Origin of the sequence: Streptomyces sp. 1331.2 (genome assembly GCF_900199205.1) — a bacterium.
Lineage (GTDB): Bacteria > Actinomycetota > Actinomycetes > Streptomycetales > Streptomycetaceae > Kitasatospora.
The window spans coordinates 4,180,116-4,198,529 of sequence record NZ_OBMJ01000001.1 but is presented as its reverse complement, the minus strand read 5'-3'; the positions used below and the strand labels follow the sequence as shown (position 1 = coordinate 4,198,529).

The 18,414-nt window shown below is 73.0% G+C and carries 19 protein-coding genes; 7 read left to right on the top strand and 12 right to left on the bottom strand.

Going from position 1 to position 18,414, the window contains the following annotated elements:
- Positions 1 to 52 precede the first annotated feature (52 nt).
- From CRP52_RS17865 to CRP52_RS17855, 3 genes are all read left to right on the top strand, one after another.
- The gene (locus tag CRP52_RS17865; RefSeq protein ID WP_097237332.1) at positions 53 to 1,144 is read left to right on the top strand and encodes an ABC transporter ATP-binding protein; all 1,092 of its coding nucleotides are present in this window, start codon (positions 53 to 55) and stop codon (positions 1,142 to 1,144) included.
- 218 nt (positions 1,145 to 1,362) lie between these two features.
- The gene (locus tag CRP52_RS17860) at positions 1,363 to 1,806 is read left to right on the top strand and encodes a hypothetical protein (protein WP_097237331.1); all 444 of its coding nucleotides are present in this window, start codon (positions 1,363 to 1,365) and stop codon (positions 1,804 to 1,806) included.
- Positions 1,807 to 1,858: 52 nt separating this feature from the next.
- Positions 1,859 to 2,743 carry a nucleotidyltransferase family protein gene (locus tag CRP52_RS17855; protein WP_179852836.1) on the top strand — a complete coding sequence of 295 codons (885 nt, stop codon included), beginning with the start codon at positions 1,859 to 1,861 and terminating at the stop codon, positions 2,741 to 2,743.
- Between the two features lie 130 nt (positions 2,744 to 2,873).
- On the opposite strand, the gene CRP52_RS17850 is transcribed toward CRP52_RS17855, so the two are convergent.
- The 7 genes from CRP52_RS17850 to CRP52_RS17820 all read right to left on the bottom strand — a co-directional run bounded on the left by CRP52_RS17850 (position 2,874) and on the right by CRP52_RS17820 (position 9,925).
- Positions 2,874 to 4,550, bottom strand: coding sequence for a DoxX family membrane protein (locus tag CRP52_RS17850; protein ID WP_097237330.1), 1,677 nt, complete (start codon positions 4,548 to 4,550; stop codon positions 2,874 to 2,876).
- Between the two features lie 167 nt (positions 4,551 to 4,717).
- Positions 4,718 to 5,710: a 23S rRNA (guanosine(2251)-2'-O)-methyltransferase RlmB gene (gene rlmB / locus CRP52_RS17845; protein WP_097237329.1), complete on the bottom strand. Its 993-nt coding sequence runs from the start codon at positions 5,708 to 5,710 to the stop codon at positions 4,718 to 4,720.
- A 137-nt stretch (positions 5,711 to 5,847) separates the two neighbouring features.
- Positions 5,848 to 7,242, bottom strand: a complete 1,395-nt coding sequence (cysS, locus tag CRP52_RS17840) for a cysteine--tRNA ligase (protein WP_097237328.1) — start codon at positions 7,240 to 7,242, stop codon at positions 5,848 to 5,850.
- 96 nt (positions 7,243 to 7,338) lie between these two features.
- The gene (locus tag CRP52_RS17835; protein ID WP_097237327.1) at positions 7,339 to 7,734 is read right to left on the bottom strand and encodes a PPOX class F420-dependent oxidoreductase; all 396 of its coding nucleotides are present in this window, start codon (positions 7,732 to 7,734) and stop codon (positions 7,339 to 7,341) included.
- Positions 7,735 to 7,881: 147 nt separating this feature from the next.
- Positions 7,882 to 8,373 carry a 2-C-methyl-D-erythritol 2,4-cyclodiphosphate synthase gene (gene ispF / locus CRP52_RS17830; protein ID WP_097237326.1) on the bottom strand — a complete coding sequence of 164 codons (492 nt, stop codon included), beginning with the start codon at positions 8,371 to 8,373 and terminating at the stop codon, positions 7,882 to 7,884.
- A complete protein-coding gene (gene ispD / locus CRP52_RS17825; protein WP_257033083.1) occupies positions 8,363 to 9,118 on the bottom strand; it encodes a 2-C-methyl-D-erythritol 4-phosphate cytidylyltransferase in 756 nt (251 codons plus the stop codon). Before ispD ends, ispF begins: the two co-directional genes overlap by 11 nt.
- A 324-nt stretch (positions 9,119 to 9,442) precedes the next feature.
- Positions 9,443 to 9,925, bottom strand: a complete 483-nt coding sequence (locus CRP52_RS17820) for a CarD family transcriptional regulator (protein WP_014136563.1) — start codon at positions 9,923 to 9,925, stop codon at positions 9,443 to 9,445.
- 428 nt (positions 9,926 to 10,353) lie between these two features.
- Here CRP52_RS17820 and CRP52_RS17810 point away from each other — a divergent pair, with 428 nt between their 5' ends.
- Positions 10,354 to 11,034, top strand: coding sequence for a DUF461 domain-containing protein (locus tag CRP52_RS17810; protein WP_097237324.1), 681 nt, complete (start codon positions 10,354 to 10,356; stop codon positions 11,032 to 11,034).
- Positions 11,035 to 11,187: 153 nt separating this feature from the next.
- Here CRP52_RS17810 and CRP52_RS17805 read toward each other — a convergent pair whose 3' ends face one another.
- Both CRP52_RS17805 and CRP52_RS17800 read right to left on the bottom strand, forming a co-directional pair.
- Complete coding sequence (locus CRP52_RS17805) at positions 11,188 to 11,883, bottom strand: response regulator transcription factor (RefSeq protein ID WP_030061050.1); 696 nt, start codon at positions 11,881 to 11,883, stop codon at positions 11,188 to 11,190.
- Between the two features lie 2 nt (positions 11,884 to 11,885).
- On the bottom strand, positions 11,886 to 13,328 hold the full coding sequence (locus CRP52_RS17800; RefSeq protein WP_097237323.1) for a sensor histidine kinase: 1,443 nt from the start codon (positions 13,326 to 13,328) through the stop codon (positions 11,886 to 11,888).
- A 306-nt stretch (positions 13,329 to 13,634) separates the two neighbouring features.
- Between CRP52_RS17800 and phoU the strand changes: the two genes are divergently transcribed.
- Together phoU and CRP52_RS17790 are read left to right on the top strand one after the other, a co-directional pair.
- Entirely contained in the window at positions 13,635 to 14,333 is a 699-nt protein-coding gene (phoU, locus tag CRP52_RS17795; RefSeq protein ID WP_097237322.1) for a phosphate signaling complex protein PhoU, read from the top strand.
- A gap of 177 nt (positions 14,334 to 14,510) precedes the next feature.
- Positions 14,511 to 14,690, top strand: a complete 180-nt coding sequence (locus CRP52_RS17790) for a hypothetical protein (protein WP_097237321.1) — start codon at positions 14,511 to 14,513, stop codon at positions 14,688 to 14,690.
- 44 nt (positions 14,691 to 14,734) lie between these two features.
- Here CRP52_RS17790 and CRP52_RS17785 read toward each other — a convergent pair whose 3' ends face one another.
- On the bottom strand, positions 14,735 to 15,325 hold the full coding sequence (locus CRP52_RS17785; RefSeq protein ID WP_097237320.1) for a lytic polysaccharide monooxygenase auxiliary activity family 9 protein: 591 nt from the start codon (positions 15,323 to 15,325) through the stop codon (positions 14,735 to 14,737).
- Positions 15,326 to 15,591: 266 nt separating this feature from the next.
- Entirely contained in the window at positions 15,592 to 16,350 is a 759-nt protein-coding gene (locus CRP52_RS17780; protein ID WP_097237319.1) for a phosphoglyceromutase, read from the bottom strand.
- A 151-nt stretch (positions 16,351 to 16,501) separates the two neighbouring features.
- Between CRP52_RS17780 and CRP52_RS17775 the strand changes: the two genes are divergently transcribed.
- The gene (locus tag CRP52_RS17775) at positions 16,502 to 17,785 is read left to right on the top strand and encodes an MDR family MFS transporter (RefSeq protein WP_097237318.1); all 1,284 of its coding nucleotides are present in this window, start codon (positions 16,502 to 16,504) and stop codon (positions 17,783 to 17,785) included.
- Between the two features lie 10 nt (positions 17,786 to 17,795).
- Here CRP52_RS17775 and CRP52_RS17770 read toward each other — a convergent pair whose 3' ends face one another.
- The gene (locus tag CRP52_RS17770) at positions 17,796 to 18,344 is read right to left on the bottom strand and encodes a YbjN domain-containing protein (RefSeq protein WP_097237317.1); all 549 of its coding nucleotides are present in this window, start codon (positions 18,342 to 18,344) and stop codon (positions 17,796 to 17,798) included.
- Between the last annotated feature and the right edge of the window lie 70 nt (positions 18,345 to 18,414).

Below are 18,414 nucleotides of genomic sequence, written 5' to 3'. Positions count from 1 at the left end.
CCTTTACTCGGATCGTCCGGCACGTTCCTGCCGGTGAAGGAGAGCACCAACCATGGCTTCTGTCACGTACGACCAGGCGACGCGCATCTACCCCGGGGCCACCAAGCCCTCGGTGGACGCCCTGGACCTGGAGATCGCGGACGGCGAGTTCCTCGTGCTGGTCGGCCCCTCGGGCTGCGGCAAGTCGACCAGCCTGCGCATGCTGGCCGGTCTGGAGGACGTCAACACCGGCGCGATCCGGATCGGTGACCGGGACGTCACCCACCTGCCGCCGAAGGACCGGGACATCGCGATGGTGTTCCAGAACTACGCGCTGTACCCGCACATGACCGTCGCCGAGAACATGGGCTTCGCGCTCAAGATCGCCGGCGTGAACAAGGCGGAGATCCGCACCAAGGTCGAGGAGGCGGCGAAGATCCTCGACCTCACCGAGTACCTGGACCGCAAGCCGAAGGCGCTCTCCGGCGGTCAGCGCCAGCGCGTCGCGATGGGCCGCGCGATCGTCCGGCAGCCGCAGGTCTTCCTGATGGACGAGCCGCTGTCGAACCTGGACGCCAAGCTCCGCGTCTCGACCCGCACCCAGATCGCCGGTCTGCAGCGCCGCCTGGGCATCACCACGGTGTACGTCACCCACGACCAGACCGAGGCGCTCACCATGGGGGACCGGGTCGCGGTGCTCAAGGACGGTCTGCTGCAGCAGGTCGACACCCCGCGCAACATGTACGACAAGCCTGCCAACCTCTTCGTGGCCGGCTTCATCGGCTCGCCCGCGATGAACCTGATCGAGGTGCCGCTGGTGGACGGCGGGGTGAAGTTCGGCGGCTCGGTCGTCAACATCTCGCGCGAGGACCTGGCCGGCGCCGGCACCGACAAGTCGGTGACCGTCGGTGTGCGCCCCGAGCACTTCCAGATCGTCCCCTCCGGCGGCATCGAGGGCGTCGCGGTGACCGTGAACGTGGTCGAGGAGCTCGGCTCGGACGGCTTCGTGTACGGCACCACGCAGATCGGCGGCGAGGACCGCGACCTGGTCGTCCGCGTGCCCGGCCGTCAGATCCCGGCCCGCGGCGAGACGATCCACGTCGTGCCGATCGCCGACGAGACCCACGTGTTCTCCTCCAGCACCGGTGCCCGCCTGAGCAGCTGACGACTGACGACTGACGGCTGACGGCCGGCGCGGCAGTCCGCACGACTGCGGACGGCCGCGGACGACCCACGACGGAGCCCGTCGGACCCCTCCGGGTCCGACGGGCTCCGTCCGTACACCCCGACGTCAACACGGTGCAGGGACGAACCCGGACACCGCGTCACTCGATGGTGTAACGGAGGGCGATCCGGCCCGCACCCACCGCTACTCTCCTGAGGGTGAAGCAGCTTGTGCGCCGTATCGGCCAGACCTTCGCCCTGACCCTGCCGGTCGTCCTGGTGACCACCGGCACCCTCGCCGTGACCCGGGTCCCGTGGGCCCCACCGACCGGGCTCGACCAGCAGGTCGTGGCAGCGTCCAGCGGCGACGGCGCCGGGATCGGACGCTCCAACCCCGCGGCCAAGGCCCCGGACGGTCTCGCCCCGCAGGAGTCGCTGCGGGTGGCCCTGCTGGACGAGCTGCGCGCGAAGAACCCGTCCGCCGCGCTGGACCTGCTGGAGCGCTCGATGCGCGAGCAGCCCTCGCTGACGCCGTACTGCACCTCGCTGGCCAGCGAGTTGGGCAAGGCGGCGGTGCGCAAGTACCAGGGCGACGTCCAGCGGGCCCGCTCCTTCGCCCGCCCGGTCTGCGACGGGTCGTTCGCCGCGGGCGTGGTGGGCTGACGCCCCCCGCGTAGCCCCCGCGTAGCCGGGGTCGGCGTCCTATTGTTCAGGCATGACCGCTGACTCCGGCCCCACCGCCGACCCCGCGTCCCCCAACTCCCCGCAGCCCCAAGCGCCGCAGGCGTCCCAGGCACCGCAGGCGTCCCAGGCACCGCAGGCGTCCCAGGCACCGCAGGCGCCGCAGGCACCGCACCCGCCCCGGCCGAGTTCGACGCCCGTCATCACCCAGGCCGTCATCCTGGCCGGCGGCCAGGGCTCCCGGCTGCGCCCCTACACGGACGACCGCCCGAAGCCGCTGGTGGAGATCCCCGGGACGGGCACGCCGATCCTCGGCCACCAGCTGGCCTGGCTCGCCTCCGAGGGCGTCACCGACGTCGTGATCTCCTGCGGGCACCTCGCCGACGTGCTGGAGGAGTGGCTGGACAGGGCGGATCTGCCGCTGCGGGTGCGCACGGTGGTCGAGGCGGAGCCGCTGGGGCGCGGCGGCGGGCTCAAGTACGCGGCGAAGGCGCTGCCTCGGCCGGACGAGCCCTGGTACGCGACCAACGGCGACATCTGGACCCGCTTCAGTCTGCGCGACATGGCCGCCTTCCACCACGAGCGGGACGCCGTCGCGACGCTCGCGCTGGCCCGGCCGCGGATCCCGTGGGGCGCCGTGGAGACCGACCAGTTCGGCAACGTGCTGGACTTCATCGAGGCGCCGCCCTCGCCCTTCCTGATCAACGCCGGCCTGTACGTGTTCAGCCCGGAGTTCGCCGAGCTGCTGCCGGACGTGGGCGACCACGAGCGCACCACCTTCCCCCAACTCGCCCGCGGCAAGCGGCTGGCGGGCTACCAGCTGCCGCAGGGCGTGTACTGGCGGGCGATCGACACCGCCAAGGACCTCACCGAGGCGGCCAAGGAGCTCGCGGCCTTCACGGGCCGCGCCCCGCAGTAGCGCCCGCGAACGCGCCCGCGGAACACCGACTGAACCGGCGACCGGACCGCCGGCGTACCGGCCCGCCGGCACGCCGATCGGCCGGGTGCTCCCCCACGGAGCACCCGGCCGATCGACGTCTCCGGCCCCCTCAGGTCGCGGTGGGCGCCCCCGGGTGGGCGGCCCGGCCACCGCCGGACAGGTCGGCCAGCGGCGCGCTGCCCAGCACCCCGCCAAGCAGCCCCGAGCCGCTGCTCGGGCTGGGCTTGGGGGCCGAGCCCGAGCCGCCGGGGCCGGGGGTGCTGCGCGGCGCGGGCGCGGAGCCGCCGGCGCCGCCGGCCGGGGCGGGCGGGGCCGGGGAGGTGCCCGCGCCGACGTCCGGCTTGCCGGAGTGCGCCTTGCCGCTGGGCGTCGGGGTGGCGGACTTGGCCGCCGGGGCGGTGGTGGGTGCGGTGCTCGGCGTCGGGGTGGCCGGGCGCGGGGTGGCGGGCGAGGGCGTGGTGGACGAGCCCTTGCCCCCGGGGGCGCCGGACGGGCCGCCGGCCGGCCACACCGGGGTGCCGTAGTCGGTGGCCGGACGGTTCGGTGCCTGGTGGGCCCGGGCGCCGCTGCGGACGGCGGCGCCGAGCATCGAGCCGAGCAGCAGGGTCAGGCCGACGACGACCGTGGTGACCACCGTGCCGCGCCGCAGCACCCGGCGACGCAGCGCTCCGGGGGCGTCCGCGCCGATCCGGCGCCAGGCCTCCAGGTTGAGCCGGCCGTCCAGTGAGGCGAACGGCGCCCCGGCGATCAGCAGCGGGCTCCAGGCCGCGAGGAAGATCAGGTCGGGGGTGTCGTAGACCGGGACGGCCCGCCAGCTGACGGTGAACAGCAGCGCGGCGGAGAGCAGCATCGCCGCGCCGGCGGCGAGCCGCTGCCAGAGGCCCAGGATGGTGAGCACGCCGACGACGATCTCGGTGAAGGAGACCGCCAGGCCGGCGCCGACCGGGTGGGCCATGGCGAAGGCCAGCAGCGGCTCGGCGACCTTCCAGGGGTGCAGCGAGGAGAGCCAGCGCATCATCGAGCCGCGTTCGCCGCCGTCGAAGTACACCGGGTCGCAGAGCTTGCTGAACCCGGCGTAGACGGAGAGCGAGCCCAGGACGGCGCGCAGCGGCAGCAGGACGAGGCCGAGGTCGACCCGGCGGCCGGGGTACCAGGGCTGCCTGCCGTCGGCGTCGGTGGCGGAGACCTCGGGCAGTTCGCCGCTCGGGGTCCAGCCGTGCGGCTCGCCGACCGGGCCGACGCCCGCGTCGGTGGCGGTGCCGCTGCCCGCGCGGGGCTGGCGCGGGACGGTCCGGGCGCCGGCGAGGGACGGCAGCACCTGGGTGTCCGCCTCGACCAGGCCGATGCCGCCCGCCGGGGTGCCGCCCCGCTGGACGGCCTCCAGCAGCCGGGTGGCCGCGAGGTCCCCGGGGGGCGCCTGCCCGGTCCAGGTGACGGCGGTGACCCGGCCCTTGCGGCGCGGTCCACCACCGGCGCCGCCGGCCCCGGCCCCGGCCAGCGCGGGGACGGCGGAGGCAGGCACGACGACCTGCGGGGTGACCAGCGGACGGCGGATCAGGCCCTGGTTGGCGTACGGGTCGCCGAACGCGGCGCCGGTGGACATCAGTCCGGCCGGTGCCTCGATCAGCGGCGCCACCGGGGAGCCGAGCCGGAGCCGGAAGCTCGCCTGGGTGCTGCTGAGCCGCGCGGGGTCCGACTCCACCTTCACGGTGTCGAGGCCGGGGCCCGCGTCTATCCCGGTGCTGCCGCCGCCGAACAGGGGGCGCCGAGGTGTTCTGGTGTCCACGCCCGTCTAACCGGGTGACGGCCGCTTAGGACACTCTCCCGGGTGGATGTCCGGCGCACACTTGAAGTGATCATGAAAAAAGCGATCGGGCCCGGTCGGGCCCGATCGCTTTCACCCGGATTGCGGAGAATTCGGAAGAACACCTCCGCCCGGCACCCGGGATGTGCTCAGCGCTTGGCGCGCAGCCGGGCGGCCTCGTACAGGACGATGCCCGCCGCGACACCGGCGTTCAGCGACTCGGTCAGACCGGACATCGGGATCCGCACCCGCATGTCGCAGGTCTCCGAGACCAGCCGGGACAGGCCCTTGCCCTCGCTGCCCGCGACGATCACGACCGGGCCGGTCAGCAGCTCCAGGTCGCCCAGCTCGGCCTCGCCGTCGGCGGCCAGGCCGACCACCATCAGGCCGGCCTTCTGGTAGGCCTCCAGGGTGCGGGTGAGGTTGGTGGCCCGGGCGACGGGCAGCCGGGCCGCGGCGCCGGAGGAGGTCTTCCAGGCGCCGGCGGTCATGCCGGCCGCGCGGCGCTCGGGGATGACCACGCCGTGCGCGCCGAAGGCGGCGGCGGAGCGGACCACGGCGCCCAGGTTGCGCGAGTCGGTGACCCCGTCCAGCGCGATGATCAGCGCGTCCTGGCCGGCGTCGGCGGCGTCCGCCAGCAGGTCGTCGGGGTGCGCGTACTCGTACGGCGGCACCTGGAGCACAAGCCCCTGGTGGTTGAGGCCACCGGTCATCTGGTCCAGCTGCGGGCGCGGGGCCTCCATCAGCGGGATGCCGCGGTCGTTGGCGGCCTGGAAGGCGTCGCGCACGCGGTCGTCGGTGTCGATGAACTGCTGGACGTACAGCGCGGTGGCCGGAACGTCGCCCTGCAGGGCCTCGACCACCGAGTTGCGGCCGAAGACCAGCTCGGCGCTGCCCGCGCCGCCGCGGCCGCCCCGACCGCCGCCGCCGGCCCGGCGCATGCCGGCCCGGGCCTTGGCGTCCCGCTCGCGCTTGAGCGCGGCGTTGGCGGCCCGCTGCTTCGGGTGGCCCTTGCGCTCCTCGCCGCGAGGGGTCGGGCCCTTGCCCTGGAGCGCCTTCCGGCTGTGGCCGCCGGTACCGACTGACGCGCCCTTCTTCGATCCGGGGTTGCGGCGGTTCCTGCGCTGGCTGTTGCCGGCCATGGCTGTACTTCCTGTCTGTCCGGCATGCCCCGGCCGCCCCGCTCTCTCCGGCGGCGGCCGACGGCATGCGCTACGTCATGCGGGAGGGCCGCACCGGTCCGGTACGGCCCACCCATCACCCCGATCGTCGGATGGGGTTACTGGCTGTTGATCGTCCAGCGCGGGCCGGACGGGGTGTCCTCGATCGCCAGCCCGGCCAGGCCGAGCTGGTCGCGGATGGCATCCGCAGTGGCGAAGTCCTTGCGCTCGCGCGCCGCCTGCCGCTGGTCCAGGACCAGGCGGACCAGCGAATCGACCACACCGTGGAGGTCCTCGCCACGCTCCGTCCCGGCCCAGTGCGGGTCGAGCGGGTCGAGGCCCAGCACTCCGAGCATCGCACGGACCTCGGCCAGTCGCGCCACCACGCTCTCCTTGTCGTCCGCGTTCAGGGCGCTGTTGCCCTGGCGGACGGCGGTGTGCACGACGGCCAGCGCCTGCGGGACGCCGAAGTCGTCGTCCATCGCCTCGGCGAAGGCCGGCGGCACCTCGGGCGCCGCGTCGACCATGCCGCAGCGCTCGACGGCGCGCTGGACGAAGCCCTCGATCCGGCCGAAGCCGGCCTCGGCCTCGCGCAGCGACTCCTCGCTGTACTCGATCATCGACCGGTAGTGCGGGGAGCCCAGGTAGTAGCGGAGCACGATCGGCCGCCACCGCTGGACCATCTCGGAGACCAGCACCGAGTTGCCGAGCGACTTGCTCATCTTCTCGCCGGCCATGGTGACCCACGCGTTGTGCGCCCAGAAATTGGCGAAGTCGTCGCCGTACGCCTTGGACTGGGCGATCTCGTTCTCGTGGTGCGGGAAGATCAGGTCGAGCCCGCCGCCGTGGATGTCGAAGGCCGTGCCCAGGTACTTGTGGGCCATCGCCGAGCACTCCAGGTGCCAGCCCGGGCGGCCGCGGCCCCACGGGGTGTCCCAGCTCGGCTCGCCCGGCTTGGCGGCCTTCCACATCGCGAAGTCGCGCTGGTCGCGCTTGCCGGTCTCGCCCTCGCCCTCGGGCTGGCGCAGGTCGGCCAGCTTCTGGTTGGAGAGCGCGAGGTAGTCGGGGTACGACTTCACGTCGAAGTAGACGTTGCCGTCGACCGCGTAGGCGTGGCCCTTCTCGATGAGGCCCCGCATCATCTCGATCATCTCGGGGATGTGCCCGGTGGCCCGCGGCTCGACGGTCGGCGGCAGGCAGCCGAGCGCGGCGTAACCGTCGTTGAAGGCGCGCTCGTTCTCGTAGGCGATCTGCCACCACGGGGTGCCGAGCTCGCGCTCCTTGGCGATCACCTTGTCGTCGATGTCGGTGACGTTCCGGGCGAAGGTCACCTGGTAGCCGCGGTAGGCGAACCACCGCTGCATGATGTCGAAGTTGAGGCCGGACCGGATGTGCCCGATGTGTGGCGCCGACTGGACGGTAGCGCCGCACAGGTAGATCGAGACACAACCCGGTACAAGCGGGACGAAGTCGCGTACCTGGCGGGTGCTGGTGTCGTACAGACGAATGCTCACAGCGTCAAGCGTAGTGGGCGGCGGGGGGTGCCCCGCCACATTCCCCGGGACGACGCCGGTGCGGCCCCGGGGAACGCCGGTTCGCGGGCGGGGAGATCAGATGCTGCCGACCACCTTGCGCGGGCTGAGTCGCACGACCACCCGGACGTCGTCCGGACCGTCCCAGGTGTACTTGTCCTCGCCGCGGTACTTGCCGGCCAGCTCGTCGATCAGCTCCCGGCCGCCCTCGGTGGTGAGCGTCACTTCGCCGCGCGCCTCGAAGTACTCGTACGGGCTGTCGGCCGGGTTGACCAGGATCGACACCCGCGGGTCCCGGACCAGGTTGAGGTGCTTGCGGCGGCCCTCGACGGTGGAGAACAGGATGTCGTCGCCGTCCCGCTTGACCCAGACCACCGAGGACTGGGGGCTGCCGTCGGGCTGGATCGTGGAGACCACGGCAAAGCTCTTGCCGTCGATCAACGCCTTGGCACGGTCGGAGAGTTGGGCACTCATGGGAAATCCTCATCTCGTCGTCGGTGCGGACCGCGGAGGCCGGCTGCCCATCCGTGGCCCGCCCCGAACCCTATCGACTCGACTTCCGGCAGGCCCGGTTGAACACCCGTCAGGTGCGGATAATTCCGGCGCGCCGAGGCTGCCCGCTCAACGCCGCTCGTACACCAGGGCGGTGGCGATCGCGGCCAGACCCTCGGCCCGGCCGGTCAGGCCCAGCCCGTCGGTGGTGGTGCCGGAGACGGAGACCGGGGCGCCGACCGCCTCCGACAGCGCGGCCTGCGCCTCGGCGCGGCGCTTGCCGATCTTCGGCCGGACACCGATCACCTGGACCGCGACGTTGCCGATCTCGAAGCCCGCCGCGCGGACCAGCCGGGCCGCCTCGCCGAGCAGCTTCACCCCGGAGGCACCGGCCCACTCCGGGCGGTCGGTGCCGAAGTGGGCGCCCAGGTCGCCGATCCCGGCGGCCGAGAACAGCGCGTCGCAGGCGGCGTGCGCGGCGACGTCGGCGTCCGAGTGCCCGGACAGCCCGACCTCGGCGTCCGGCCACTCCAGCCCGGCCACCCACAGCGGGCGGCCGGCCTCGAAGGCGTGCACGTCGGTGCCGATCCCGACGCGGGGGATCAACGGGTCAGTAGGCATCGGCGGCCCTCCGGCGGGCGAGTACGGCCTCGGCGAGCACGAGGTCCAGCGGGCGGGTCACCTTGAACGCCTCCTCGTGGCCGGGCACCACGACGACCCGGCCGCCGTAGCGCTCGACCAGGCCGGCGTCGTCGGTGACCGGCGGCGCGTCGGCGGCGCCGGCGCTCTCCTCGGCCAGCGCCTTGGCGTGCACCTCGACCAGGGTGGCGCGGTCGAAGCCCTGCGGGGTCTGCACCGCGCGCAGGGTGGAGCGCTCGGGCGTGTCCAGCACCGACTCGGGGTGGCCCGGGTTCGGCTCGACCCGCTTCACGGTGTCGGCCAGCGGCACCGCGGGCACCACCGCAGGCGCCCCGGCCCGGACGGCAGCCGCGACGGCGTCCACCACCTCGACCGGGACCAGCGGACGGGCCGCGTCGTGCACCAGGACGATCTCCACGCCCTCCGGGATCGCGGCCAGGCCCAGCCGGACCGACTCCTGGCGGGTCGCGCCGCCGGCCACCACTCGGATGTCCTTGTCGTCCAGCCCGTGGCTGTCCAGCAGGGCGACCACCTCGGCCACCCCGTCGGCGGGCGCGGCGACCACGACCAGGCCGACCGCCCGGCTGCGGGCCAGCGCCCGGACGGCGTGCACCAGGAGCGGCACACCGCCCAGTTCCCGCAGGGCCTTCGGGGCTCCCGGCCCCAGCCGCTCGCCCCGTCCGGCGGCGGGCACCACTGCTGCTGCGACTGCTGCTGACGCGTTCAGGTTTCACTCCTTCGGCGAAGTGGGTATGGCCATGGCGTGCCCGGCGGGCGCACCGGGCCCCTTCCGAAGAACCACGGTCCGCTGCCCGCCGCACAGCTCCGCAGCATCCGCACTCCGCACCATGGGCGAGAAGTGCGGTGCACGCGGCGCAGAAACGGTCTTGCAGGCCTGGACCGGCTCAGGGCGGGGGCGTCGTCCGGACACGCCTCAGCGCCCGGAGTGCCACTGCACCACCCTCGGACGGTTCGTCCGAGCAGCGGCGCGCCGGCACCGGGCGCTGTGAGCGTTGGGCGAAAGCCCGACTGCACTGTGGTGGCGCGTGCGCTACGAGGCGAGGACCTCGTCGAGCAGCGTCTCCGCCTTGTCCTCGTTGGTGTTCTCCGCCAGCGCGAGCTCGCTGACGAGGATCTGGCGCGCCTTCGCGAGCATCCGCTTCTCGCCGGCCGAGAGGCCGCGCTCGCGCTCGCGACGCCAGAGGTCGCGCACGACCTCGGCGACCTTGATAACGTCGCCCGAGGCGAGCTTCTCCAGGTTCGCCTTGTAGCGACGGGACCAGTTGGTCGGCTCTTCCGTGTACGGTGCGCGCAGCACCTCGAAGACCCGGTCCAGACCCTCCTGGCCGACTACATCGCGCACGCCGACGAACTCCGCGTTCTCGGCGGGCACGCGGAGCGTCAGGTCTCCCTGCTGCACCTTGAGCACCAGGTAGGTCTTGTCCACACCTTTGATCTGGCGAGTTTCGATGGCCTCGATCAGCGCGGCCCCGTGATGGGGGTAGACCACCGTGTCGCCAACCTTGAACGTCATGTGACAGGACCCCTTCCGTGGCTTTCCAGAATAACACGCTTCTCGGCGCACCCGAAGGGCGTTTTCGCAGGTCAGGGCCGGTCTCGGGGCTTGACAAGGACCCCCATGACGTGCTGCGACCGGTGTTCGAGAGGGGCTTCCCGCAGGTCGGAGGCGGTTCCGGGGTTCGGCGAAACCCTTGCGCAACACCCCGGCAACCATGATTGGATCTTGAGCTTTCACCCTTTTTCGGGTCGCGGCCGAATCGTTATTCGATCTCGGTCGAAGCTTGTCCGGGCTGTGACCGGGACATGCCGGACGTACGGCCGGACGGCCCCCGGCGGCCCTCAGGAGTGCGACACGGGGACCACCCCGTGAGGAGCGCATAAACGAGGTCGATAATCTGAGACCTGACCTACCGACACGTGACCTAGGGAGAAGCCGCCGCCGTGAGCCGCAGCCTTCGACGCGGCAGCATCGCCGCCATCGCCGCCATCGCCATCGCCTCGCTGTCGTCCTGCGCGGCCGGCAACACTCCGGACACCCTGCAGATCAAGCCCGACAACGCTGCGGCGACGCTCGGGACGAACCTGCGGCTGAACAACATCGTGGTCGTCACCGGAGAGAGCGCCACGGGCGACTACACCGGCCCGGCCAACGTGGTCGTCAACATCTCGAACACTGCGACCACCCCGGCCGAGCTGCAGTCCATCGCCATCGGCTCCAGCCCCGCGACCTTCACCGACGCCGCGGGCGGCCCGCTGTCCGGCATCGTCATCCCGGCCGGCGGCGCCGTGGCGATCGGCGGCCCGGGCAACCCCTCCGCCAGCGTCTCCTCCGCCAGCGTCCACGTCGGCGGCTTCGCCCCCACGACCTTCACCTTCAAGGACGGCCAGAAGGTCGACGCGCAGGCCGGCGTGAGCCCGGACGCGGGCGAGGCCGGCCGCGGCCTCTACAAGGGCTTCGGGCCGACCCCCTCGGCGAGCGCCACGCCCGGCAAGACCTCCTCCCCCAGTGCGGGCGCCCCGACGCCCGGCGCCACCACCGCGCCGGCCACCCCGGGCGCCCCGACCACCGGTGCCGCCGTCCCGGCCGGCGCGACCACCCCGGCCGTCCCGGCCGCGCACTGACACCCCGCTCCCGGTGGGCCCGCCACGGCCCGCCGGGAGCAACGCGAAGGCCCCCGGCCGGCGACTGCCGGCGGGGGCCTTCCGCGTGCGGTGGGGCCGGGCGCCCGTACGGGCCACGGCCCGGGCTCCGGCCCCGCACCGCTCCGGGGCGGTTTACGGCTCGAACTTGTAGCCCAGGCCGCGGACGGTGACCAGGTAGCGCGGCGCGCCCGGGTCGGGCTCGATCTTGGCCCGCAGGCGCTTCACGTGGACGTCCAGGGTCTTGGTGTCGCCGACGTAGTCCGCGCCCCAGACCCGGTCGATCAGCTGCATGCGGGTCAGCACCCGGCCCGCGTTGCGCAGCAGCATCTCCAGCAGGTCGAACTCCTTGAGCGGCAGGTCGACCTTGGCGCCGTCCACGGTGACCACGTGCCGGTCCACGTCCATCCGGACCGGGCCCGCCTCCAGGGCACCCGGGCCGCCGCCGTTCTCGCCCGCGCCGCCGTCCTCGCCGCGGCGGCGCAGCACCGCGCGGATCCGGGCGACCAGCTCGCGGGTGGAGTACGGCTTGGTGACGTAGTCGTCAGCGCCTATCTCCAGACCGACGACCTTGTCGATCTCGCTGTCCTTGGCGGTCACCATGATCACCGGGACGTTGGAGCGCACCCGGAGCTGGCGGCAGACCTCGGTGCCGGGCAGGCCCGGCAGCATCAGGTCGAGCAGGACGAGGTCGGCACCGTTGCGTTCGAACTGCTCCAGGGCGTCGGGGCCGGTGGCGGCGACGGCCACCTCGAAGCCCTCCTTGCGGAGCATGTACGAGAGGGCGTCGCTGAACGACTCCTCGTCCTCGACCACCAGTACTCGGGTCACGATCAGGCCTCCGGGGCAAGCTGGGGGGTTGTGGCTGACAGGTGTTGTTCCCGCTCCCCGGCGGGGAGCGAACGGTCCGTACGGTCTCTGCGGTCCGTACGGTCTCTGCGGTCCGTACGGTCCACGTGGTCCGTGGTGAGGGTCCGGGGTGCCGCGGCGGGGGTGTCCTGGCCGTCGGCGGAGTCGTCGGCTTCGGCGGAGTCGTCGGGTTCGTCGGCTTCGTCGGCGGCGGGCGCCTGTCCGGCGGGCAGGCGGATGGTGAAGGTCGAGCCCTGGCCCTCGACGCTCCACACCGAGACGGTGCCGCCGTGCGAGGCGGCGACGTGCTTGACGATGGAGAGGCCGAGGCCGGTGCCGCCGGTCTGCCGGGAGCGGGCCGGGTCGACGCGGTAGAAGCGCTCGAAGACCCGCTCGCGGTCCTTCTCGGAGATGCCGATGCCCTGGTCGGTGACCGAGATCTCGATGAGTTCGCCGTCCGCCTCCCCGAGCGCCGCGGCGCTGGAGATCCGCCGGGTGGCGATCGCCACCCGGGTGCGGGGCGGGCTGTAGTTGACGGCGTTCTCGACCAGATTGCCGAGCGCGGCGGCCAGCTGGCCGCGGTTGCCGTGCAGGTAGAGGCCGGCGATGCCGCCGGCCGCGATCAGGATCTGCTTGGCGGCCGCCTGCTGGCGGCAGCGGTCGATCGCCTCGGCGATCAGCTCGTCCACCGCGACCGGCTCCGGGTCGGCCATCAGCCGGTCGTCCTGGACCCGGGAGAGGTCGATGATCTCCTGGACCAGGCTGGCCAGCCTGGTCGCCTCGACCTGCATCCGGCCGGCGAAGCGCTGCACCGCCTCCGGGTCGTCGGACGCGTCGGCGACCGCCTCGGAGAGCAGCGACAGGGCGCCGACCGGGGTCTTGAGCTCGTGGCTGACGTTGGCCACGAAGTCCCGGCGGACGGCCTCCACCCGGCGCCGGTCGGTCTGGTCCTCGACCAGCACCAGCACCAGCCGGGAGCCCAGCGGGGCGACCCGGACGGAGACCGCGAGCGGCTCGGCCGCGCGGGCCGCGCCAGCTCGGGGCACCTCCAGCTCGACCTGGCGGATCTCGCCGTCCCGGCGGGTGGCCCGGGCCAGCGCCAGCATCGGGTCCACGGCGACCGCGCCGCCGCGCACCAGGCCCATCGCGTAGGCCGCCGAGCTGGCCTTGACCACCTCGTCGCCCTCGCCCAGCACGATCGCGCAGGAGCGCAGCACCGAGAGCACGGTGTCGACCCCCGGCGGCAGCGGGGGCTCGGGGGTGCCGGTGCCCAGTGCCTGGTGCCGGCCCTGGTTCCTGCCGCCGGTTGCGCCGTACTTGCCGCGGGCCTGCTCGCGCTCGCTCCAGCGGAAGGCGATGGAGGCGGTGAGGCCGACGCCGAGCCCGGCAATGGCGCAGGCAGCGGCGGCGGCCACGTTCACGTCCATGTGGCCAGCGTAAGCGCACGGCCTGGCCACTCCCCAAGGGGTGGATCAAGGCATCCACCACGCGTTGCCGAGAATTCACCTCCACGTACCCGCCGATTCACCGCACCGGCCGAACGTCGTCGCCCGGGCGGCGGAAAGTTGGCCGGGCAGCCCGTGTGGGAGAGATCGGTGTGCCGAACGGCGGCCACCGGCTCGGGTGTGCGCGTACGATGCGCGCCACCAGCAGCGGTCACCCGGACGCCGGAACGACGGTCCTACGGGATGACCGGTCGGCACCGCCACCGACACAGCTTCTGAGGAGAGAACATGCGCGACGCGTACCACGAGGAACTCGATGCGATCGGCGACAGCCTGGTCGAGATGGCCCGGCTGGTCGGCTCTGCCCTCGGCCGCGCCACCACCGCCCTCCTCGACGCGGACCTGGCGCTGGCGGAAAGCGTGATCTCCGCCGACGCGCGGATCAACGACCTGCACCACGAGCTGGAGAGCCGGGCCATCGACCTGCTGGCCCGCCAGCAGCCGGTCGCCACCGACCTGCGCATCGTGGTCACCTCGCTGCGGATGAGCGCCGACCTGGAGCGCTGCGGCGACCTCGCCCGGCACGTCGCCAAGGTCGCGCGGATGCGCTACCCCGACACGGCGGTGCCGCGCGACCTGCACTCCACCGTCCTGGAGATGGGCCAGCTCGCCCAGCGCCTGGTGGCCAAGGCCGGCCTGGTGATCGCCACCAAGGACGTCGACAAGGCCCTGGAGATGGAGCAGGACGACGACGCCATCGACAGCCTGCACCGCGAGCTGCTGTCGCACCTGATCGACGAGCGCTGGCACCACGGCATCGAGACCGCCGTCGACCTCACCCTGGTCGGCCGCTACTACGAGCGCTTCGCGGACCACGCGGTGTCGGTCGCCAAGCGCGTGGTGTACCTGGTGACGGGCGAGCACGTGGCCGAGTTCGTGGCCGCCACCGAGGCCGCCGAGGCCGTGGAGGCCGGTTCCGCGGAGTGAGCTCCGCTCCGACGGCCGCTCCCCCCGAGGGGTGAGTAAACCTGTGGCGAGGGTGGTGCGGGCGCACGGTTCTCCGTACGTCCCACCACTGCACGCCCGTTGACGCTCCCTCCGTTCGGCGTTTCACTCGAACTATCGGGCGCCGGAGTGTGCCCGCTTCACGGAGGGAACCGCTCGATGAAGGCCAACCCGACCCGCCCGGCACCGGCCCGCGAGACCGTCGAGCCACCCGCCCCGAGGCTGCTGCCCGTCCTCGCGGCCGGCTGCGGCTGCGGCCCGGGCTGCGGCTGCGGCTGCCAGTCCGGTGCGCCCTGCCAGTGCGGCGGCGCGGACGGCGGCTGCTGCGGCGGCCACTGAGGCGTGCGGCCCGCACCGGTTTCGGGTGCGGGCCGTTCCCGCGGTCAGAACCTGACGTCGGTGCAGGAGTAGAAGGCGTTCCCGGTGTCGGCGATCTCCCAGACCGCGACGACCACCTGGTGGCCGGTGCGCCCGGTCGGGATGGTCGCGGTGTGGCTGAGCGTGCTCGGCACCTGCTTCCCGCCGTACGGCACGGTCAGGAAGGGCGTCAGGTCCAGGTCGGCCCGGGTGACCGGCCGGCTCGCGTCGTAGCCGGGCTTGGTCAGGTAGTACTTGAAATTCGTGGTCGCGTGCCGGGCGGTGAGCTTCCAGGTGAAGGTGAACGGCCGGCCCGCCGTCACCGCCGTGGTCGGCCAGCTGCCGCCGTGCGGGTCGTCGAGTTCGGCGAAGCGGGCGTTGCCGCCGGCGCAGATGGTGCCGTCGGCCGGGCCGGCGGACGGGAAGCCCTTCGGGCCCTCGACGCTCTGCGGCTCCCACTGGATCTCGCCGCAGTCCCAGGCGACCGCGTCCGCGGCGCAGCGCGCGGCCCGGCTGGGCGGGGTCGAGATGTAGCCGTGCGAGGACGCCGGGAAGGCGAGCGCGAGCGGGACGGCCAGCGCGGCGACGGCCGCCCCGACGATGTGACGTGTGCGCATGGTGCTCCTCCGTGGGGGTGGATGGAGAGTGCGCCGGGGCGCAGACGCGCGCGCGTGGGGGTGCGGCGGCCCGAACGGGGGGATTCCTGGCATGCCTGCGCCAGTCCGGTGCCCTCACGGTAGGAGCCGCCACCCCGCCCGTCAATGGTCTGAACCACTTTCACCCTTGCCCAACTCCCGGGAGGGGAAGGCGGGTTGGACGAAGAAGGCCCCGCTCCCGGCGAACCGGGTGGCGGGGCCCACAGGCCTTCGGGCTACTTCTCGGGTTACTTCTTGCCCTGGTTCTTGACCGCCTCGATGGCCGCGGCGGCGGCGTCCGGGTCGAGGTAGCGGCCGCCCTTGGTGAGGGGCTTGAAGTCGGCGTCGAGCTCGTAGACCAGCGGGATGCCGGTCGGGATGTTCAGGCCGGCGATGGCCTCGTCGGAGATGCCGTCGAGGTGCTTGACCAGCGCGCGCAGGCTGTTGCCGTGGGCGGTGACCAGGACGGTCCGGCCGGCGGCGAGGTCCGGGACGATGGCGTCGTACCAGTACGGGAGCATCCGGTCGACGACGTCCTTGAGGCACTCGGTGCGCGGACGCAGCTCGCTCGGGATCTCGGCGTAGCGCGGGTCCGCGGCCTGCGAGTACTCGGAGTCGTCGGCCAGCACCGGCGGCGGGGTGTCGTACGAGCGGCGCCACAGCTGGAACTGCTCCTCGCCGAACTCGGCCAGGGTCTGGGCCTTGTCCTTGCCCTGCAGCGCGCCGTAGTGCCGCTCGTTCAGGCGCCAGCTGCGGCTGACCGGGATCCAGTGGCGGTCGGCCTTGTCCAGGGCGATCTGCGAGGTACGGATGGCGCGACGCAGCAGCGAGGTGTGCAGGACGTCGGGGAGCAGACCCTCGGCGGCCAGGAGCTCGCCACCGCGGGCGGCCTCCTTCTCGCCCTTCTCGTTGAGGTCGACGTCGACCCAACCGGTGAACAGGTTCTTCTGGTTCCACTCGCTCTCGCCGTGACGGAGCAGGATGAGTCGGTACGTCGTGTCAGCCATGGCCCCCAGCTTAGTGGAGGGCCCGAAAACCCCTGGTGGGGACCGTCGACCGGTGGGTAATGTGTGCGCCGCGCACCTGCCACTTACGTGCGTCGGCTGGCCGGGCCCGCCCGCGCCGCTCAGCGGACGCCTGCCCTCGGGAGCCTCCACCATGCTCGTCACCCCCCGGTTCCGAAGAATGATCCAGGAGACGGCGGGCGGGCTGCCGCGTCAGTTCTGGTGGCTCTGGGTCTCGACCCTGGTCAACCGGCTGGGTGCCTTCGTGGTCACCTTCCTGGCGCTCTACCTCACCAGCACCCGGGGGTACTCGGCGTCCTACGCGGGCCTGGTCGCCGCGCTGTTCGGCCTCGGCTCGACGGCCTCCGCGATCGTCGCCGGGGTGCTGACCGACCGGATCGGGCGGCGCCCGACCCTGCTCGCCGCGCAGCTCGGCACCGCGCTGTTCACCGTCGTGCTCGGCTTCACGGACGGCCGGGTGGCGATCGCCGTGGTGGCCTTCCTGGTGGGCTTCTGCAACAACGCCACCCGGCCGGCCATCTCGGCGATCATCGCGGACATCGTCCCGGCCGCCGACCGGGTCCGTGCCTACTCGCTGAACTTCTGGGCGATCAACCTGGGCTTCGGCCTCTCCTCGGCGGTCGCCGGCCTGATCGCCACCCACGGGTACCTCACGCTCTTCCTGCTGGACGCGCTCTCCACGGTGCTCTGCGCCGTGGTGATCTTCGTCAGGATCCCGGAGACCAAGCCCGACGCCCCGGCGGAGAAGGCCGACGAACCGACGATCGGCCTCGGCGCGGTGTTCCGGGACAGCCGCTTCATGGCCGTGGTCGGGCTCACCCTGCTGCTCGCCCTGGTGATCCAGCAGGGCTCCACCACCCTCGCGGTGGACATGGGCCGCCAGGGGGTCACGTCCGTCGAGTACGGCCTGGTCATCGGCCTGAACGGGCTGCTGATCGTGCTGCTGCAGATCCCGCTCACCCGGTGGGTCGAGAACCGCAGCCGGTCGGCCATGCTGGCGGCGGCCGCGCTGTTGATCGGCTGGGGGTTCGGGATGACGGCCCTCGCCGGGTCCTCCGCGTGGTTCTACGCCCTCACCGTGACGGTCTGGACGATCGGGGAGATCTTCTACACGCCGACCCTCATGGGGCTGATCGCCGAGCTGTCGCCGACGCATGCCCGCGGGCGCTACCAGGGCGTCTACTCGCTCTCCTGGTCACTGGCCTCGTTCCTCGGCCCGGCCGCGGGCGGCGTGCTGCTGGAGCGGGCGGGCGGCGGGGTGCTGTGGGGCGCCTGCGCCGTCTGCGGGATGGTGGCCGCGGCCGGGTACACCCTGCTGGGGAAGCGGACCGGTGCCGCGGCGGGGGCCGGACCCCTGGTGGCCGTTGGGGTGACGGCGCCCGCGGCGGAGGCCGAGAAGGCTCCGGCGGACGCCTGAGCCCTGCCGGTCAGTCGGCGGTCGGAGCGCCTTCGGGCGCCGGGGAGCCGTCGGCAGTCGGGGCGGCCAGGTGGGCGAAGGCGGCCAGGTTGCGGGTGGACTCCCCGCGCTTGGTCCGCCACTCCCACTCGCGCCGGATCGCCGAGGCGAAGCCCAGCTCCAGCAGGGTGTTGAACGGCTCGTCCGCGTTCTCCAGCACCGTCCCGAGCAGCCGGTCCACGACCTCCGGGGTGAGCGCCTCCAGCGGCAGCCGGCCGGCCAGGTAGACGTCGCCGAGCGCGTCGATCGCGTACGCGACGCCGTACAGCCGGGTGTTGCGCTCCAGCAGCCAGCGGTAGACGCCCTCGTGGTTCTCGTCCGGGCGGCGGATCACGAAGGCGTTCACCGACAGGGTGTGGTCGCCGACCCGCAGGGCGCAGGTGGTGCTCAGCTTCCGGGTGCCCGGGAGCGTCGCCACCAGCGTGTACGGGTCGGTGGCGGCCGGCTCCCAGCCCACCCCCGCGTCGTCCAGGGCGGTGCGCAGGAGGGTCAGGGCCTCGTCCTTGGTGCGGATTGCCATGGGGGTGACGTTACTCGGCGGTACCCGCACCGCGCGCGGGGGCCGGGAACCGGCGACGAGGGGCCGGGCG

Bases quoted from the DNA above. Each gene is read 5' to 3' on its own strand.
- CRP52_RS17785 (WP_097237320.1), bottom strand. From the start codon at position 15,325: ATGCGCACACGTCACATCGTCGGGGCGGCCGTCGCCGCGCTGGCCGTC.
- CRP52_RS17820 (WP_014136563.1), bottom strand. From the start codon at position 9,925: ATGACGTTCAAGGTTGGCGACACGGTGGTCTACCCCCATCACGGGGCC.
- CRP52_RS17770 (WP_097237317.1), bottom strand. From the start codon at position 18,344: ATGGCAATCCGCACCAAGGACGAGGCCCTGACCCTCCTGCGCACCGCC.
- CRP52_RS17780 (WP_097237319.1), bottom strand. From the start codon at position 16,350: ATGGCTGACACGACGTACCGACTCATCCTGCTCCGTCACGGCGAGAGC.
- CRP52_RS17835 (WP_097237327.1), bottom strand. From the start codon at position 7,734: ATGAGTGCCCAACTCTCCGACCGTGCCAAGGCGTTGATCGACGGCAAG.
- CRP52_RS17800 (WP_097237323.1), bottom strand. From the start codon at position 13,328: ATGGACGTGAACGTGGCCGCCGCCGCTGCCTGCGCCATTGCCGGGCTC.
- CRP52_RS17790 (WP_097237321.1), top strand. From the start codon at position 14,511: ATGAAGGCCAACCCGACCCGCCCGGCACCGGCCCGCGAGACCGTCGAG.
- ispF (WP_097237326.1), bottom strand. From the start codon at position 8,373: ATGCCTACTGACCCGTTGATCCCCCGCGTCGGGATCGGCACCGACGTG.
- CRP52_RS17855 (WP_179852836.1), top strand. From the start codon at position 1,859: ATGACCGCTGACTCCGGCCCCACCGCCGACCCCGCGTCCCCCAACTCC.
- phoU (WP_097237322.1), top strand. From the start codon at position 13,635: ATGCGCGACGCGTACCACGAGGAACTCGATGCGATCGGCGACAGCCTG.
- CRP52_RS17865 (WP_097237332.1), top strand. From the start codon at position 53: ATGGCTTCTGTCACGTACGACCAGGCGACGCGCATCTACCCCGGGGCC.
- rlmB (WP_097237329.1), bottom strand. From the start codon at position 5,710: ATGGCCGGCAACAGCCAGCGCAGGAACCGCCGCAACCCCGGATCGAAG.
- CRP52_RS17775 (WP_097237318.1), top strand. From the start codon at position 16,502: ATGCTCGTCACCCCCCGGTTCCGAAGAATGATCCAGGAGACGGCGGGC.